The organism is Arthrobacter sp. E44 (assembly GCF_041877125.1).
Classification (GTDB): Bacteria; Actinomycetota; Actinomycetes; order Actinomycetales; family Micrococcaceae; genus Arthrobacter.
The window spans coordinates 47,747-65,158 of the sequence record NZ_JBHDJA010000002.1 but is presented as its reverse complement, the minus strand read 5'-3'; the positions used below and the strand labels follow the sequence as shown (position 1 = coordinate 65,158).

The 17,412-nt window shown below is 66.6% G+C and carries 16 protein-coding genes; 3 read left to right on the top strand and 13 right to left on the bottom strand.

Annotated elements, in window-relative coordinates; all coding sequences use genetic code 11:
* Positions 1-74 precede the first annotated feature (74 nt).
* The 5 genes from ACETK3_RS02380 to ACETK3_RS02360 all read right to left on the bottom strand — a co-directional run bounded on the left by ACETK3_RS02380 (position 75) and on the right by ACETK3_RS02360 (position 4,838).
* Positions 75-1,538: a multicopper oxidase family protein gene (locus ACETK3_RS02380; protein WP_237428806.1), complete on the bottom strand. Its 1,464-nt coding sequence runs from the start codon at positions 1,536-1,538 to the stop codon at positions 75-77.
* Positions 1,538-1,783 (bottom strand): SHOCT domain-containing protein, encoded by a 246-nt coding sequence (locus ACETK3_RS02375; RefSeq protein ID WP_237428805.1) that lies wholly within the window; start codon positions 1,781-1,783, stop codon positions 1,538-1,540. The genes ACETK3_RS02380 and ACETK3_RS02375 overlap by 1 nt, the downstream gene beginning before the upstream one ends.
* Positions 1,784-2,031: 248 nt before the next feature.
* Positions 2,032-2,862 (bottom strand): oxidoreductase, encoded by an 831-nt coding sequence (locus ACETK3_RS02370; RefSeq protein ID WP_236799397.1) that lies wholly within the window; start codon positions 2,860-2,862, stop codon positions 2,032-2,034.
* A gap of 39 nt (positions 2,863-2,901) precedes the next feature.
* Positions 2,902-3,930 carry an aldo/keto reductase gene (locus ACETK3_RS02365; RefSeq protein WP_237428804.1) on the bottom strand — a complete coding sequence of 343 codons (1,029 nt, stop codon included), beginning with the start codon at positions 3,928-3,930 and terminating at the stop codon, positions 2,902-2,904.
* Between the two features lie 26 nt (positions 3,931-3,956).
* On the bottom strand, positions 3,957-4,838 hold the full coding sequence (locus ACETK3_RS02360) for an aldo/keto reductase (RefSeq protein WP_237428803.1): 882 nt from the start codon (positions 4,836-4,838) through the stop codon (positions 3,957-3,959).
* An 85-nt stretch (positions 4,839-4,923) separates the two neighbouring features.
* Here ACETK3_RS02360 and ACETK3_RS02355 point away from each other — a divergent pair, with 85 nt between their 5' ends.
* Positions 4,924-5,802 (top strand): helix-turn-helix transcriptional regulator, encoded by an 879-nt coding sequence (locus tag ACETK3_RS02355; RefSeq protein WP_373992463.1) that lies wholly within the window; start codon positions 4,924-4,926, stop codon positions 5,800-5,802.
* A gap of 192 nt (positions 5,803-5,994) precedes the next feature.
* Here the strand turns inward: ACETK3_RS02355 and ACETK3_RS02350 are convergent, their stop codons facing one another.
* The 3 genes from ACETK3_RS02350 to ACETK3_RS02340 all read right to left on the bottom strand — a co-directional run bounded on the left by ACETK3_RS02350 (position 5,995) and on the right by ACETK3_RS02340 (position 9,739).
* Positions 5,995-6,531, bottom strand: coding sequence for a hypothetical protein (locus ACETK3_RS02350; protein WP_373992462.1), 537 nt, complete (start codon positions 6,529-6,531; stop codon positions 5,995-5,997).
* A gap of 170 nt (positions 6,532-6,701) precedes the next feature.
* Positions 6,702-7,058 carry an STAS/SEC14 domain-containing protein gene (locus ACETK3_RS02345; protein ID WP_373992461.1) on the bottom strand — a complete coding sequence of 119 codons (357 nt, stop codon included), beginning with the start codon at positions 7,056-7,058 and terminating at the stop codon, positions 6,702-6,704.
* A 68-nt stretch (positions 7,059-7,126) separates the two neighbouring features.
* Positions 7,127-9,739 (bottom strand): AMP-binding protein, encoded by a 2,613-nt coding sequence (locus ACETK3_RS02340; protein WP_373992541.1) that lies wholly within the window; start codon positions 9,737-9,739, stop codon positions 7,127-7,129.
* Between the two features lie 145 nt (positions 9,740-9,884).
* On the opposite strand from ACETK3_RS02340, the gene ACETK3_RS02335 reads away from it, so the two are divergent.
* A complete protein-coding gene (locus tag ACETK3_RS02335) occupies positions 9,885-10,601 on the top strand; it encodes a GAF and ANTAR domain-containing protein (RefSeq protein ID WP_236799384.1) in 717 nt (238 codons plus the stop codon).
* A 275-nt stretch (positions 10,602-10,876) separates the two neighbouring features.
* Here ACETK3_RS02335 and ACETK3_RS02330 read toward each other — a convergent pair whose 3' ends face one another.
* From ACETK3_RS02330 to ACETK3_RS02315, 4 genes are all read right to left on the bottom strand, one after another.
* A complete protein-coding gene (locus tag ACETK3_RS02330) occupies positions 10,877-11,500 on the bottom strand; it encodes a metalloregulator ArsR/SmtB family transcription factor (protein ID WP_236820330.1) in 624 nt (207 codons plus the stop codon).
* Between the two features lie 179 nt (positions 11,501-11,679).
* Complete coding sequence (locus tag ACETK3_RS02325; protein WP_236799382.1) at positions 11,680-12,891, bottom strand: alcohol dehydrogenase catalytic domain-containing protein; 1,212 nt, start codon at positions 12,889-12,891, stop codon at positions 11,680-11,682.
* A 226-nt stretch (positions 12,892-13,117) separates the two neighbouring features.
* The gene (locus ACETK3_RS02320; RefSeq protein WP_373992460.1) at positions 13,118-14,092 is read right to left on the bottom strand and encodes a hypothetical protein; all 975 of its coding nucleotides are present in this window, start codon (positions 14,090-14,092) and stop codon (positions 13,118-13,120) included.
* A gap of 309 nt (positions 14,093-14,401) precedes the next feature.
* On the bottom strand, positions 14,402-14,782 hold the full coding sequence (locus ACETK3_RS02315) for a hypothetical protein (RefSeq protein WP_236799380.1): 381 nt from the start codon (positions 14,780-14,782) through the stop codon (positions 14,402-14,404).
* Positions 14,783-15,039: 257 nt separating this feature from the next.
* Between ACETK3_RS02315 and ACETK3_RS02310 the strand changes: the two genes are divergently transcribed.
* The gene (locus ACETK3_RS02310; RefSeq protein WP_237428797.1) at positions 15,040-16,047 is read left to right on the top strand and encodes an MIP/aquaporin family protein; all 1,008 of its coding nucleotides are present in this window, start codon (positions 15,040-15,042) and stop codon (positions 16,045-16,047) included.
* Between the two features lie 90 nt (positions 16,048-16,137).
* On the opposite strand, the gene ACETK3_RS02305 is transcribed toward ACETK3_RS02310, so the two are convergent.
* Complete coding sequence (locus tag ACETK3_RS02305) at positions 16,138-17,037, bottom strand: metallophosphoesterase (protein ID WP_236799378.1); 900 nt, start codon at positions 17,035-17,037, stop codon at positions 16,138-16,140.
* Between the last annotated feature and the right edge of the window lie 375 nt (positions 17,038-17,412).

The following is a 17,412-nucleotide window of genomic DNA, read 5'->3' as shown; positions in this document are numbered from 1 at the left end:
GTCATGAGTACTAACTACTCAATTTTGACGCCTCATTAGGGGCCTGGCTGGTTGCCCTGCACGGTGCCGATTGCTCACCGGACCTCAATAGCGCCCATCATGCCAAGATCCTCATGGTCCCGGATGTGGCAGTGGTAGGCGGAGCGTCCGCGGAAGTCCGCGAATGCCACCCGGACGGTGACCCGTCCGTTTGCCGGTAGGTTCACCACGTCGCGCCAGTCGGGGGAGGAAGCTTGCTGACCGTTTTGCTCGACGACCTGCATGGGCCAGACGTGCAGGTGGAACGGGTGGTCCATCGTGCTGGTGTTGATAAGGGTCCATTCCTCGACGGTTCCGGCCCCGGCGGTGATATCGGTCCTGGCCGGATCGAACTCCCTGCCGTTAATGGTGAAACGCATCATGCCGGCCCCGCCCATTCCCATGCCGGCGGACAGGACGATTTGCCGGTGGACGGCCAGCGCTGCACCCCTCAGGTCCAAAGGCGCTCTTAGTGCAGGGACTGCTGCCTGGGGAGGGGCGGCTTCGCCGGCCACCTGGAAAGAAGCCAGCGCCACGCCGTCGGCCGGCTCAGCGGGTCCAAGCGGCCCAGGCCCCTGGCCCATCATCCCCGCGGTGCTGCCGCGGTTGTACCGGAACGCGCGCAAAGAGGAGTTGCCGGCCTTGGCGGTGACCAGCAGGTCAGCCCGGTTACCGGGGGTCATCACCAGATCTTCCACCTGCCGCGGTTCGCCGAGCCGGCCGGAGTCCATGCCCAGCAGCTGCAGTTGCTGCCCGTCCAGCCGCAGCTGCAGGTAGCGCGCTACACAGGCGTTGACGACGCGCCACCGTTCCCGCTGCCCGGGACGGGAAGTGAACTGGGGGTTGATTTGGCCGTTCACCAGGAGCAGTTCGCCCTCCCGGCCCGCCATCCGCCCCATCACTGACGTGGCGCTGATGTTCCCCAAACCGTCCACCGAGGTGTCCGATACCACCAGCACACGCTCGGCGCTGGACTCGATTGGCTCAGGGTCCTCCACGATGATGGCTCCATAGAGCCCGGCGAAGACCTGGTCGGCCACCATCCCGTGATGATGGGGGTGGTACCAGTACAGGCCGGGCGGGTGATCCGCGGGCAGCCGGTATTCGTAGTCGAACGAAGTGCCTGGCGCGACCGCGACGAACACGTTGTCCCCGTTGTTCTCGGGCGACACGTGGAGGCCGTGCACGTGCAGGTTGGTGGGCTGGGACAGGCTGTTGGTGAGACTTATCTTGAGGGTGTCCCCAGCCTTGAGACGAAGGGTGGGCCCGGGCACGCTGCCGTTGTACGCGAGCGCCGTGGCCTGCCGCCCGCCAAGCTGGACCTGCGCAGGGCCGGCTGCGAGCCGAACCTGCAGTTGCCCGTTCCCGCTCCGGAGTTCTTCCGGCTGGATCAGGCTGCCGCCAAAAGGCCGGGCGGCGGGGGAGGACAGGGACCAGATCAGGCCGGCTCCGCCTGCCACAGTGCCCGCAGCCCCCAGCCCGCCGAGGAGGAGCGCCTGCCGGCGGCTTATGGGGCGCACTACCGGCCCTCGCCGAGCACCCTGAGCTGTTCGCGGTACTGCTCCGCGGTCAGTTCACCCCTCGCGAAGCGCTCATCGAGGATCTGCCGCGCCGTCGATGCCGGCGGCCCTTCCCGCCCCTGCCCGCCGCTCCGGATACCACCGCCGAAAACCCGCACGGCCACGAAGACGAGCAGCGCTATGCCCAAGAGCATCAGGATGCCCCAGAGCCACCAGCCTGCGCCCTGCCCGTAACCCCACATCATCGCCGGAGCCCTTCTTCGCGTTGGTACTTGCGATTCTTGGCGCGTTCCGGCCCGGTAGGTAGGGCCCGAGGACCCGTCGATCCCCGGCGACGCGCCTGCCCATATTCGGTTCCCCGCACTCCAGCCCAGTTACTCCCGGCCCCTCCGGTACCCGGGCCTGGACACGCCGTCAGCCACGGCGCGGTCCGGGAAAAGCGGAAGAGCAACTGGGCGGGAATGCACGGTGGCGGGCCAAGCCAGCAGCAGGGTCAGTCCGTGATGTCGGTGCTGGTGCTCAGCTCCTGCCACTGCTCCAGCTCGGCGCGCTGGGCTTCCGCCACCTTGCCGAAGGCGCCGAACGCGTCCGTGCCCAAGACCAGCAGGCCCGGCGGGTTGGGGGATTCCACGACGGCGATGATCGCCCGTGCTGCCTTGTCCGGGTCGCCGGGCTGGTTGCCGTGCGCGGTGTCGTGTTCCTTGCGGCGCTTGCCGGCGGTGTCCGCGTAGTCACCGATCGCCGAAGCGGACTGCGTGAGCGAGCGGCCGGCGAAGTCGGTGCGGAAGCCGCCCGGTTCGATCGCGGTGACATTGATGCCCAGCGGCTTCAGCTCGCTGCGGAGGGACCCCGACATGCCCTCCAGTGCAGCCTTGGTGGCCGCGTAGTAGCCGGAGCCGGGCGGTGTGATCCGTGCGCCGATGGACGAAATGTTCAGGATGGAGCCGGCCTTGTTGGCGCGCATGCCCGGCAACACTGCCTTGATCATGTCCACCGCGCCGAAAAAGTTCGTGTCGAACAGGCGGCGGATGTCGGCGTCGTCCGCTTCCTCCACCGCCGCCCGGTAGCCGTAGCCGGCGTTGTTCACCAGCACGTCGATGCTGCCGAACTTCTCCTCCGCCTGCTTCACCGCTGCGGCAATCTGCGCCTTGTCGGTGACGTCGAGGGCCAGGGGAAGCGCGGTGTCCGGGAAGCCGGCAGTGATGTCCTGCACCGCGTCCACGTTCCGGGCGGTGACGACGGCGTTGTGCCCGGACGCGAGCACGGCCTCCGCGAGTGCCCGGCCAAGTCCGGTGGAGCAGCCTGTGATGAGCCATGTTGCCATTGGTGTTTCCTTTCGTGGGGGTTAGGCGGGGGCAGGCACTTAGCGCCGGTGCCGCCGTCGTGCGTTGGGCGTCAGTTCGTGGGCGCCGTAACTGTTGTCGTCCGGGTTGACGGTGACGCCGGGGGCGACCAGCTGGTCGATGCGGTCCAGCACCTCGGGGGCCAGGACGGTGTCCGCGGCCGGGAGGTAGGACTCCAGCTGCTCCATGGTGCGCGGGCCCACGATCGCGGAGGTGACGCCGGGGTGGTTGATGACGAACGCGATGGCCATCTCGATGAGCGTGACGCCTGCCCATTCGGCCACCTGGGCCAGCTCCTCCACGATGTCGAGCTTGCGCTGGTTGGCCGGCTGCGTCATGTCGAACCGGGCACTCGGCCGTGCTGACGACGTGGGCCGGGACGCCGAGTCCTTCCGCCACCGGCCCGAAAGCCAGCCGCCGGCCAGCGGGCTGTAGGTGAGGGTGCCCATCCCGTGCCGCTGCACCGTGGGAAGGACATCCTCCTCGATGCCGCGGACCAGGATGGAGTAGGGCGGCTGCTCGGTGACGAACCGCTCCAGGTTGCGCTCGCGGGAGGCCCACTGCGCCTCCACGATTTGCGAACCGGAGTAGGACGAGGAACCGATGTAACGCACCTTGCCCTGGCGGACCAGGTCGGTGAGGGCGCCCAGGGTCTCCTCCACGTCGGTGTCCGGGCTGGGCCGGTGCACCTGGTAGAGGTCGATGTAGTCGGTGTTCAGGCGGCGCAGGGAGTTCTCCACCTCGCGCATGATCCACCGGCGGGAGCCGCCGCGCTGGTTGGGGTCCTTCTCGTCCATGGGCATGAAGAACTTGGTGGCGAGGAAGGCGTCGTCGCGCCTTCCTGCCAGTGCTTCCCCCACGATCTCTTCGGAGGCACCGCCGGAGTACACGTCCGCGGTGTCGATGAAGTTGATGCCGGCGTCCAGGGCGCGGTGGATGATGCGGGTGGCGTCGGCGCGGTCGTTGTTGCCCCACGGGCCGAACATCATCGCGCCGAGGCAGAGGGGGCTGACCTGCACACCGGTGCGGCCAAGCGGGCGGTAATCCATGCTGTGCTCCTACTATCTGCGGCGGTCTAGGCTTCGGGGATGACCATGGCGAACCGCTCCGGGCGGGCCACATCGGGGTCCGGGCCGCTGCGGACGCCGGAGTCCAGGGCGTCGATGGCAGTGAGTTCCTGGGCGGCGAGCTCGAAATCGAACACGTCGAAGTTCTCCGCAATGCGTGCCGGATTGGTGGACTTGGGGATGGCGGAGCGGCCCTGCTGCAGGTGCCAGCGCAGCATCACCTGGGCGGGCGTTTTGCCATGGGCCTGCGCGATGCCGGCAATCACCGGGTCGCGCATGACGTTCTTCCGGTTCTCGCCCCAGCCGGGGTAGAAGGTGATGCCGCCGATGGGTGACCAGGCCTGGGTAAGGATCCGGTGGTCCTCATCGATGGTCTGGACAGCCGGCTGCTGGAAATACGGGTGGAGCTCGATCTGGTTGACGGCCGGGACCACGTCGGTTTCCGCCAGCAGCTGCTGCAGGTGGTGGGGCATGAAGTTGCTGACGCCGATGGCCCGCACCCGTCCATCCTTGAGCAGGGTTTCCAAGGCCTTGTACGCGGCGACGGTTTTGTCGAACCGGTCCGGGGCGGGCTGGTGCAGGATGAACAGGTCCAGCTGCTCTACGCCCAGCTTGCCCACGGCCTTGTCCCACGCGTGCAGCGCCTGATCGTAGCCGTAGTCGCTGACCCACACCTTGGTCTCGATAAAGACGTCTTCGCGCGCCAGGGCCGAACGCCTGATCCCTTCGCCCACCTCCCGCTCATTGCCGTACGCGGCGGCGGTGTCGATGTGCCGGTAGCCCACCTCCAGCGCGGTCTGGACGGCCGCCGTCGTCTCTTCCGGGGGACTTTGGAAAACGCCCAGGCCGAGTGCGGGCATGGTGACACCGTTGTTGAGTTTGAGTTCCATGCCTTCACGCTATGTGGGTGTCCGCGATTGTGGGAGGGCTTGCCAGTCCCTCCTTCGCCGGTTTGGGCACGCGTACCGTGGAGCCATGACCAACACCGATGACGTGCGGAAATTCCTGACCTCCCGCCGTGCCCGGATCACGCCGGAGGAGGCCGCGCTGCCCGCGTACGGCGGCAACCGGCGCGTGGCGGGGCTGCGCCGGGAAGAAGTGGCGATGCTGGCCGGGCTGAGCGTTGACTATTACATCCGGCTGGAACGGGGAAACCTGTCCGGCGCGTCGGACAGCGTCCTTGAGGCCCTGGCGCGCGCCCTGCAGTTGGACGACGCCGAGACGGCCCACCTTTTCGACCTGGCCCGCGCGGCCACCGCCGTCCCGCGGGTGCGGCGCAAGCGGAGTCCCTTGACGGTGCGTCCCAGCGTGCAGCGGGTTATTGATGCCATAACGACGGCGCCTGCCTGGGTCCGCAACGACCGCGGGGATGTGCTGGCCTCCAATGAGCTGGGCCGGGCCCTGTACCTGGAAATGATGGCGGAGCCGGTCACTCCGCCGAACAGCGCGCGGTTCACCTTCCTGAATCCGAAGGCGCGGGAGTTCTTCCGCGACTGGGAGCGGAGCGCGGATGACATCGTGGCGGTCCTGCGCTCCACCGCCGGGAAGAACCCGTACGACAAGGACCTCTCGGACCTGATCGGCGAGCTCTCAACCCGCAGCGGGGAGTTCCGCATCCGCTGGGCCCGGCACGACGTGAAGTACCACCGCACGGGCCGCAAACGCCTGCACCACTCCATCGTGGGGGACCTGGACCTCACCTACGAAGCGATGGAACTCCCCGCGGACCCGGGGCTGCGGATCAACATCTATACGGCCGAGCCGGGCACGCCCTCGGAAGATGCGCTGAAGGTGCTGGCCAGCTGGGCCGCCACGCAGACAGCGGCTGTGGTACCGGCCCGGGAGGCCACCTGACCCGCGCTTCTGCGCGTATTCGTTTGCGAGGCCCATATTCCGTTTCGAGGCGCATATTCCTTTGCGCAGCCCATATGCGGGCCGCGAAAAGGAATATGCGCGTCGCGGGTGCTTCTGCGCGTCACTATGCGGGCCAGGCTTGCGGCTTCAGGACTCAGCGTTGATGAACCCAATAATGATTGCTGTCCACCATCACAGCTGTGACACGGCCAGGCAGGCCAGCAAGTGCACCCGCTGGCCAGGGGACAAGTCCGTGAAGGTGGTGTCGGCCGGCAGCCGGGCGAGCCGCCGCATAAGGGGGACAAGCATGATCCCGTTCAGGCTGAGGACAAGAACCGCAGCGAGCTTGACGTCGGTCATGGGGTTTTCCAGATGTGGGCTCAGGAACGCACCGGTGGCGAGCAGCCCGGCAAGACCGCCCCAGATGAGCGGCGTCGCAGCCCCGTCCAGTCGAATGATCTCGCCAAGTCCGCGCCGGCCGGTCAACCACAGAAAACCATGCCAGTCGACCAGGATGATGGCGCCACAAGCCACAACAAGGCATAGGTCGTGCACCACGAGGTCGACGGCATGGACGTATCCATCGACATAGACCATGGGTGACAAGCTGACGGACAGCAGCCAGGCCACCACAGCCGCTGCGGCAAGGGCTACAACCAGGCGCCGGGTGGACCGTTCGGATTCCCGATGCCTCCTGATGGTGCGTCGGCTGACCGGCACGTAACTCATGAGATACCTCTGCGGAGACCTGCCAGCTGTGGCCTTCCCAGTAAGGCCCGGAGTAGCTCCAACATAGTCCTGCGCATTCCTGTCAACAAGGAACAGGCCTCCCGAAGCCAAGCAATTGGTTTCGATGCGCAGGTTCCTTGCCGCTCCTGAATGCCCGGCGCCAGGCGAAATCATCCGCCCTCCTCCAGCCACGCCATCGCCTCATCCATGGACGTGAAGTACCGGGTGGGGTGCACCGGCTTGTGCCTGCCGGTGTAGAAGCTGGCAAGGGTCTGGTCCACGGGGGAGGTGCCCACCACGGCGGCACGCGTCAGGGGCCAGGTACCGGCAAAGGCCTTTAGCGCCCCCTGGTCAATCCACTCCACGCCGGTTATTTCCACCAGCAGCGGCAGGGCGCGGCCGCCGCTAAGCTCTTTGGTGCGCTCCATCAGCGCCACAGCATCGCGTTCCGTGACCACATCCCCGTGCCCCCACTTGAGGTGCAGCAGCTCCCCGGAGAGCTCGATGGTCCCGGTGACGTCTTCCATGCCTACTACTTTGCTGCTCCTTCACCGCGTACAGCAATACGGCTCGAAAAAGGTACGACGACGGCGGCTCACCTGCCGCCGGAACGCACCGCCGCTGGGCGTCCACGCAGACTCCCCGGGCGCCCCTTCAGCCACCGTTCCCCCAGGCCCATGGCGCGTGTTGCCGCCGCCCAGTACAGGACCCCGCAGGCCAGGGAGGCCAGTACCGCGAGGCCTTTGGCCAGGGGTTCGAAGACATCAGCGGAGTCGAACAGGGGGTACACCAGCCAGTGCGTGACGTAAATGTACAGCGATGCGCTGGCCAGCAGCGCCGTGACCCGGCGCAGTCCGCGGGGAACCCGCAGCGTGGGAAGCCAGAGCAGGACCAGGCAGCCGGCGAGGATGGTGGCGCTGCGGTAGGGGTTGTCGAAGGACGCGGGAACCGTGAGGAAGGCAAGACCCGTCACCGCGATCCGCTCCCACTGGGTGCGGGAGGCGGCGGCCGCCCAGCCCAGTCCGAACAGCCACAGCACCGGACCCTGGCCCGGGTAGCGGCTGTCCACCAGGCCATAAAGCAGGGGCAGGTCAACGGCAACCAGAACCACGCCGAACGCCCACGGCCAGCGCCGCACCACCCGGTCAGCGGCCGGTATCGCCAGCAGCAGGGAAAGGCCAAGGAGGATGTGGACCAGAATCTCCACGAACCAGAACCGCGAGTAGTCACTCCATCCTTCAGGGCCCAGCAGCGGATTGAGCAGGACTACGTTGTGCCAGGCGTATTTGTCCGTGACGGCGAAGGCGAACCCGATGACGGCGATGCTGGGCACGGCGATCCGGGCGATGCTGCGCAGGTGCCGCCGGAACCGCGCACCACGCTCCCCGGCCAGCTGGAACCGCGCGAAGTTGTACCCCGCCACGGCCATGAGCACATGCGCGGTGCCCTGCCAGTGGAAGAACCCGATGTGCGTGGAGACGATGGCAATGATCGCCACCGCACGGAGCACGATTCCCGTCTCCATTGGTGCAAGCAACGGGCGCTGCACCCGGTGAACCCGGGTCCCCGCAGGTTTGCCGGCGGGCGCGGCAGCCGGTGCCACGTGCGGCGCAGGCGTCAGTTCGCAGACAGGCATCAGGTGCCAGCCTTCGGGAAGGTACCCGAGTGCATGCTCCAGCCGGACAGACGCCGCCACATAGGACAGGGAGTCGCCGCCCAGGGATACGAACGTATCGGTGTCGGCGACGCGGTCCACTTCAAGCACCTCCGCGAAGATGCGCGGCACATCAGTGGAGCCCGCGCCGGGAACTGCAGTGCCGCCGTCGTGCGCTTCTTCACCACGGCCGAGGGCGAGGACGGCCGGATAGTCGGGCTTTCCGTTGCCAAGGCGCGGTATGGCTTCGACGCGGTGAAGTCCGACGGCGGCGCGCGGCAGGCCCAGGTCCTGCGCCAGGGTTTTGGCGAGCAGGGGGAGGTCGTGGTCGCCTTCGACGGCGGCAGTCACCGCGGCGTCGGAACCGGCGGCGGCCGCCGTGACACCGAGGTCCGTCAGAATCCGCTCCACGTGTCCCAGGTCCACGCGGAGCCCGGCAATTTTCAGGAAGCGGCTGCGCCTGCCAACAATCTGGTACAGCCCCTCGGGCGCTCGCCTGGCCAGGTCGCCCGTGCGCAGTTCGGTCAGGACCCGGCCCAGGCCGAGGTCCTCCGGCCGTTCGGCGTACCCCAGCATCACGTTGGGGCCGGAATACACCAGTTCATCGGCGTCCAGCCCGGCGACCGGCTCCAGCCGGAAGGAGCCGCCCGGGATGGGTACGCCGATGGACTCGGGATGCACCACGGCCTGCTCCGGCGGCAGGTATGCCATCCGCGCCGTGGCCTCGGTCTGGCCGTACATCACGAACAGGTCCCACCCCTTCCGCCGGCCCAGGTCGGCGTACCAGCGCACCCGCTCCGGTGCCAGCCGTCCGCCGGCCTGGGTGATGTAGCGCAGGTTCGGCAGGTCCATGTCCCGGAATCCCACGCGGTCCAGGAGGTCGAAGGTGTACGGTACGGCGGCGAATGAGGTCACGTTACCGGTGCGGACCAGGTCCCAGAAACAGGGGTCCACAACCGAGAGGTCCGTCAGCGCCAGGGACGCGCCCGCCAGAAGGTGGCTGTTCACCACACTCATCCCGTAGCAGTAGGAGAGCGGAAGGGTGGTGGCAGCTTTGTCGGCCGGTTGCAGCTGCAGGTATTCAGCGATTGCCGCGGCGTTGGCCTGGATGTTGTCCGCGGAAAGGCGGACCAACTTGGGGGAGCCGGTGGATCCGGACGTGCTGAGGAGCAGGGCCAGATCGGGGTGCAGGTCGTGGGAGGTCTGCTCCCGGCGCACGTCCATGGCCACGTCACCGGGGTGGGATGTCCGGACTACGATGTCCGGATCGTAGGCAGTTATCAGCGCATTTGCGGCGGACTCGCCGCTTGGAAGGACCAGCAGGGGATTGCCCGAGGACAAGGCCGCCAGGTAGGCCACCACAGACGGCAGGGTGTTCCCGGCCTCCAGCGCAATGAGCCGCCGGCCGTGCCCCAACGTCCTGGCAAATTCCTCCACGCGGAGGGCCAGTTCCGCGTAGCTTAGGGACAGGCTTCCCGTGCTCACGGCGGGACGGTCTCCGAAGCGGGCAAGGTCGGCGGCAAACGGAACGCCGGTGAGCTTTGTCTCTGTCATCACCGAAGAACCGTATAAGGTGAGGCTAACCTAACTCAAATGGACGTATCTGTGGGCGCTCTTTCGCCGGCAGGGCAGGCGGTAGCAAAATATTGTCGAAACCTTCGGCAGCCCCTGCTGCCCAGCCATGACAAGGTGCCAAGCCATGAATTATTTGCTTCCACCGGCCTATGAGCCTGCCGGACTCACCGGACGGATGGTCACCGGCCTCCTCTCCGCGGAGGATGCTTCAAGGGCCGTGCAGTCCCTGGCGTCTGCGCTGCGGGACGTGATTCCGCACGCTGCGGGCGCGGGGGTCTCCCTGATCAGCGCCGACGGCCGCGGCGAAACCATAGGTGCCACAGACAGTCTGGTGCTCCAGGCGGACAAGTTGCAGTATGAACTGGGCCAGGGGCCATGCCTGAGCGCCTGGGCCGGGCAGCGCGCCGTCATCATCCAGGACACATGGAGGGAAACCCGCTGGCCGGAGTGGACGGCGGCAGTTGCCGGCTTTCCGCTGCGGTCGGTCCTCAGCGCGCCGCTGACGCCTGAGGGAAGGCCGATCGGTGCCCTGAAAGTCTATTCACCCGTCCCGCTGGCGTTCGACGACAACTCGGTGTTCCTGATCGAGCGGCTCGCTGCCCCGGCCGCGGTCCTGCTGGGCCATGTGCGGGACCGGGCGGCTGCGCAGCGGATGACTGACGAGCTAGCCGAGGCCTTGACTAACAGGGACATGATCGCCCAGGCCCAGGGCATCCTGATTGAGCGGCTGAATCTCACCTCGCAGGAAGCGTTGGCGGTCCTGCTGGCCCGCTCCCGGGGCGAGAGTACGCCACTGCATGATGTGGCACGGGAGGTCCTTCAGGAGACCGTCGGCGAATAGGGACGCCTGCCGCCAAAATCGCCAGTATTGACGGCCGGAAGTGGATGGGGAAAGGGCAGCCTGTCCCCTCCCCATCCAATCCACACCAGGAACCCCCCAATAACGGGGAGAGCGGTGCCCCCGGGCTTCCTGCTGGCTTCCTTGGACCGGGTGGCCGGCCAGAGAATTGACGGATAGACGTTTTCGTCAATTCTGCTAGAAGTGTGGCCCTCGCTCCGCTGCAAGGTCAAGGGACCTTAGTATCGGATGGATGGGGAGGACATGGAGATCGGGGATCAGGATCCGGTCCCGTGCTGCGCGTTCTGCAGCTCCTGGGCGGCCGCTGCCCGAAGAGTGAGGTTGGCGTTGCGCGCCGTCATGATGAGGTGCTTCGCCGCCTCGTCCAAGGTAAAGCCGCATCGCGCAGCTATTGCTTCGCACGCGTCAGCAATCACCGCCCGCGATGCCAGGGTATGTTCCAGCTCCGCAAACTGCTCGTCGGAAAAGGTTGCCGGGGTGGTACCAGGGACGCCAGGCGGCGCCGGCATAGGTGTGGCAACGTTATGCGTCCGCCTCGGTGTGTAGTTCGCGCGGACCACGGCAGCCGCCACCTGCGCCTGCAGCACGGAGCGTGCGGCGGCAAGCAGGTTCGCCACCTCAGGGCTAGCGAGCCGGTACATCAGCCGCCCCTCGGAGCGCTGGCACTCGATCAGCCGCTGGCTCCGCAGTTGGGCCAGGTGGCGCGACAGGTGCGAGGCCTTCTCGCCGGTAGCCGCGCAGAGTTCCGGGATGGAAGACCCGCCATGGGACAGCGTGTCCAGGACCTGCGCCCTCACCGGATGGGCCGCGGCCTTGAAAACCTCCGCGAGAGCCAGCATCGACGGCCGTGCCCCGTCTGCATCAGGGACTTGTTTCGTCACGGTTTCCCACCCTTGCCTTGTCCGGGCCCCGCCAGGGAGACACGCCAATGTGTTGACGCCTAAGATCGTCCCCCGCAACCGGACGTCAGCGCAACGATTTCCCGCAGAAATGCCCGGCAGGGGAAACACGGCGGCGGCCAGCGCCAAAAGGAGCGGACCGCCGGTGGTGCAGGGGGAGGCTATGCGGTGGTCAGCACCGTCTTCAGCCAGCCTTCCTCGCGCCGGTCGAAGTTCAGGTAGGCGTCCACCACGTCGCTGATCGGTTCGTGCTGGGTGATGAATGTGGTGGGGTCGAAGACACCGGAGGCCACCAGGTCCACCAGCGGCGGCGTGACCGATCGGTGGTCGCAGTTGCCCATCCGGATGGTCAGATTCTTGTTCATGGCCTGGCCAATGGGATAGGTCATCATCGCCGGGCTGTACACGCCAATGATCCCGATGCGGCCGTACTTCCGCACGGTCTCGATGCTCCACTGCGAAACCTGCGACGGCGCGTTCCCCGGCACCCAGTTGTCGCCCTGCACATTGGTGGACGGGGCAACCTCGGCCACTTCCTGCGCGAACTGCTCCGCCTGCTCCTCGCCTTTGGCCGCCGCGGGCCCGGCCCAGGGCCGCTGCGCATCCACGCCAACGGCATCGATCACCGCGTCCACGCCGATTCCCTGCGTCGCCTCCTGCAGGGCCTCCGCGGGGTCCTCGCTGTTGAAATTGATGACATCTGCGTTCTGGTCGAGCGCCTGGACCAGCCGGGTCTCGATCCCGTCCACGGCGAACACCCGCGACGCACCCTGCCGGAACGCGGACGCGATTGCCAGCTGCCCCACAATGCCCGCGCCATACACGGCCACCGTGTCGCCGCGCTGGATGCCGGCCAGCTGCGCGCCGAACCAGGCCGTGGGGAAGATGTCCGAAAGCAGGATGGCCTGTTCGTCGCTGACATTGTCCGGCAGCCGGGTCAGGGTGTTCGAGGCCCACGGAATCCGCGCGTACTCCGCCTGCAGCCCGTTGATGGGGCCGGTGGTCTCCGGTCCGCCGAAGAAGCACGTCCCCGCCTGCGGGCCGTTCGGGTTGGCAACATCGCACTGCGCAGTATGTCCGGCCCGGCACTGCCAGCACACGCCGCAGGACATGGTCGAGGAGACAATCACGCGGTCCCCGGGCGCGAACCGCCGCACGGCCTTGCCCACGGCCGTCACCTCTCCCACGGCTTCATGGCCCAGGATGGTGCCTTCCTTCATGCCGGACATGGTGCCGCGGATGAAGTGCAAGTCGGTGCCGCAGATGGCGCTGCGGGTGATGCGGACAATGGCGTCGTTCGGATCGAGGATGGTGGGATCGTCCACGTTGTCCAGGCGGATGTCGCCTTCGCCGTGCCATACAAGAGCTTTCATGATGGGACTCCTTTTACGCGCTCAAACCGCCAAATAGGGTTCTGGTCATCAGGCACTGCATGCGCCCAGCTGCAAGATAGTAAGCCTACTGCCTATTTTGCGGCAGGGCGAGGGTTCCATCCACCCCCGAGCGACGCGCATCCTCATTTCCGCTGCTCAAGTTCCGGCCCGACGCGCAAATTCCTGAGCGCACTCCAAATAAGCGCCGCGCCTTGGAGGGATCGTGTCATGGGAAGTTTTGCGCGTCGAAAACAGCGGAACGCGTACGACGCCGGGCCACGCCTGCCGCCGCAAGTTTCCGTTCCAGCGTTCCAGCCGCAGCGAGGTCCGCCCAGTCCCACCGCTCCACGCGGAATCCCAACGAACGAAGCCGGTTTTCGCGGTTCTTCTCAGCGAGAACGGCCTCGGATGTGGTCCGGCCCTTGAGGAACTCGGGTTTGACGTACTTCTCTTCGCCGTCGAACTCCCCAATGACCCTTGAGTCCTTCCAGTAGAAGTCCGAGTACCCCACCAGTCCGCCGGCGTCCGTGAAGCGCTGCTGGAGGATCGGGGGTTCGAAGCCGGCCACGTGGATCAGCGCGCGGCTCCAGGACTCGCCTGCTGAAGCGGATGCGGGATCGGCAAAGGCGATGGCGGTCCGGATCCTGCGCGCCGCCGCCGCGGAGTAAAGCCCACCAATGCCTGCCTCCAGTTCGGCCTTGGCCAGGGCATGCAATTGACGGCCCAGGTCCTGCCGCAGCACGTGGTCCAGCGGCGCTATGGCTTCGGTGAAGGGGCTGAAAGCGGCCAGATCCAGAACAGTCCGGACGCGTCCGGTGACCAGGAGCCCCTCCAGCTTCACCACTTCCAAACCCTCACGCGCAGCGAAGTGGCGGGTGACTCCGGCACGTGACCTCCCGCCGTCGTTCTTCAACGTGAGGGCCTGCACGGGGTGGTTCTGCCCGATGAACGGGATGTCCCACACGCTGGCCGAGGAATGCCGGGCGAAAATGGTGGGCTTTTCAAAGGTCTCCCCGGCGGCCTGGACCCGGACGCGGTACTGTTCCCAGGGCCTCATGGCCCGCCACGTGGGCCCGTCCACATACACGCCGTGCCTGATCCGCACCAGGGCGCCGGACCGCACGCGCTTGGCCAGAGCGTGGGCGTTGAGCCCGTGCAAAATGCGGTCCCGTGACAGCAGGAACGGCGGGAGGTTGGTCATATCCCCACGCTGCCCCCAGGGGCCGCTGCCAAGAAGGGGCTTCTGAGGCTATGTGGAAAAGCGCCGGCGCGGGCGGGGCAGCCAGTTAGCCTCCGTCACCGGCGACGCGCATCCGCGTTTCCGCTGCGCACGTTCCTTTCCGCGGCCCATATGTGCGCCGCGCAAGTGAGCACGTGCGTCGAAAATGCACCCGCACGTCGAGCACTGGAGCGGGCCAAGGCTTCAGCAGGAACGCACGACGCCGGCCCGCACCAGAGCGGCCTGCCCGCCGTGTGCAGGTGGGCAGGCCGCTGTGGCCGGGTCGGGCGGCTACCGCTCCGCACGCGGGTCCTGGGCTCCGCCCGGCTTGCGCGTGGGATCCACAGTGCCGCCCTTCCCGTAGTCTCCTTCCGGGTACCGGCCGGTCTCGGACGCTGCGGTCCTGCCGGGGACGGGCCCGGCCTCGCCGTAGTCGGCCTTCACGTAGCGGCCGGCTCCCACGGTCCTGTCGCCCAGGGGTTCGGGCAGTCCGGCTTCGGCGCCCGCCCCGCCGTAGTCCCCTTCGACGTACTGGCCCTCTTCGTCTTCGGCATGGCGGCCGCGCTGTGCACCGGCTTTGCCAAAGTCGCCTTTGACGTACCGTCCGCGCAGCTCCCGTTCCTCCGGTGTCTCATCCGCAGTTGGGGTGTTTTCGATGCTGCTGTCGTTCATGGTCTTGCCTTTCCGAACGAACTCCACGTCCCTGCAACGGCAACCTGGACCTGTCCGGGGTGTCTCTTCCCTGGCGGAATCCGGCTCCGCGCCCGCTCAAACAAGGCGGCGGTGCTGGCGTCAGAAGTGCCGCCCGGTAGGGGTGACCGTCGGTCTGTTGCCTAGGGATACTTTCGGCGTAGCATAGAAGTGCTCGCATTGTCAATTGGTCCTGAAGTGAGGCCATAAACCTAGAAAATCGCAAAGAAGGTACTGCGATGAGTGATGTAAGTCCACTGAGAAATGCGGTCCGCAATGGCAGCGGACTCAAGCGGTTGGGTGGGACCTGGGGCGAGCTGCTTGCGGAGTTCCTGGGCACGTTCGTGCTGATCGCGTTCGGCGACGGCGTCGTGGCCATGGCGGTCGCGGCGTTGCCGGGATCGGGCCGTGCCCAGACATCAACAACCATCTTCATGGCGGCGGGCGACTGGCTGCTCATAGCCTGGGGATGGGCCCTTGCCGTGGCGTTGGCCGTCTACGTGGCCGGCGGCGTCAGCGGCGCCCACATCAACCCGGCCGTGACGATTGCCTTTGCAGTCCGCCGCAAATTCCCGTGGCGCAAAGTGGGCCCGTACATCGTGGCCCAGGTGGTGGGTGCTTTTGCAGGGGCGGCGTTGGTGTACCTGCTGTACTACAACGCGATTGACGCCTACAACACCGCCGTGGGCACCGGCCGCGGCGACGCGAAGGGCCTGGCCACCTACTCAATTTTCGCCACGTTCCCGGCGCCCTACTTCAACGGAAACGCCGTCGGCCCGCTGGTTGACCAGATCGTGGGCACGGCGTTCCTGGTGATGTTCGTCGTGGCCATCATCGACATGCGCAACACCGCCGTCCAGGCGAACCTGGGCCCGTTCATGATCGGGCTCGCGGTCGCCGCCATCGGCATCTCCCTTGGCGCCAACGCCGGCTATGCCATCAACCCGGCCCGTGATTTCGGCCCGCGGCTTTTCGCGTGGATGGCCGGATGGGGCCAAACGGCGCTGCCTGGCACAGTGGACGGGGCGTTCAGCTGGTACTTCTGGGTGCCCATCGTCGGCCCGATCGTCGGCGGCGTGATCGGCGTGCTGCTCTACGACTGGTTCATCGGTGACGTCCTGGACGCCAAGGCCCGCCTGGCAGAGTCCACGCCTCCGGGCCGCGCCGGCGGCGAAACGCCTCCCGCCACCGAGGCCGAGACCTCCGTTCCGGAGACCCGGACCACCCCGAAGCGGAGAGCGGCGTAGGGGCGCACCAGCGCCAACATGGAAGGCACGACGGCGGAGCTCCCGTGGGGGTCCGCCGTCAGGCCTGCCCGGGGTACTGGGCGAACCAGGTCACTTGGTGATGCTGAACGAATCCGTGAAGCTGTATCCCTCGGCCGGCACGAACTTCACGTCCATGCGGGATTCGGTCAGCCGGATGTCCAGGGTTCCCAGCGCCGGATCCACGTTGCTGCCGGACCATGCCGTGAAGTACGGTTTCTCTTCATCCTTGGTGTTGATGGGCCTGATGTTCCTGCCGCCCAGGCCTGACGTGACAAATACCGTGCCCTTGCCTTTGGCGAGGGAGTCATCCGTATCAGCCATGCAGTCCCGCTTGGTCGACATCTGGCGGCAGCTGACGCTGTTGGCCAGCTGGTTGGTCCGCTGATAGACGTGTTCGTGGCCGTTCAGGACCAGGTCCACCTTTTTCTTGATCAGCATCTCGGTCAGCTCCCGGCCGGCGTCACAGCTGTAGCGTCCGATGGTGAAACAGGGGGTATGCATCCCAACAACCGTCCAGGGGATCTTCGCGTCACGGGCACCGTCGATGGCGCTTTCTGTCCACTGCCGGCGTTCGCTGCCCTCCGAATAGTCCAGCTCGTCCCCGCCGTCAAAGGGAATTCCGGGGGACACCAGGATCAGCCGCATCAAGGGGTTTTCCTGGGGCAGGTCCACGTACCACTGTTTGGCGTATTCACCCTGGAGGCCCGGCAGCTTGTTCGGCAGGCACTGCGCGAACTTCTCGATATTGCCCTGCAGGCCGTCGCTTTCATGGTTGCCGGCAACCAGCTGGTACGGAAAGTCGGTTCCCAGCTTTCCGGTCACCATGTCGCAGAACTGCTGCTCTGGAACGTCGGAGTAGGACATGTCACCGAGGTGGAGGTTGAAGTCGGGCGAGAGTTCCTTGATTTTGTCGAGCACGGCCCTGGCGCCGTCCTCGATGCCGGTGTCGCCGGCAGCAGTAAAGTGCACTGACCGTGCGTCTGTTTCCTTTGGATTGTCGGGGGCCGGCGGTTTCGACTCGCACCCCGCAAGCCCGGCACACACCAGCAGGGCCAGAAAAATCGATGCGGCCCGCTTTCGTGCCGGCATAAGGTCCTCCCTCCAACGGCGCCCCACTGCTTGATGCGCCCGCCCGGCTGCCCATGCCGGGGTGAGACCAATCTATTGAGCCCTCACCCGGGGAGCAATAGGGATTCCCGCAGGAAAGCCCGCAGTCCCGCCGACGATGCCGCCTGGCCACCACCCCGGCTCCGACGCGCATGTTCCCTTTCGCGGCCCGAATGTGGGCCGCGAAAGGGAACGTCCGCGTCGATAGTGCATTTGCGGGTCGAAAACGAAGAAGCC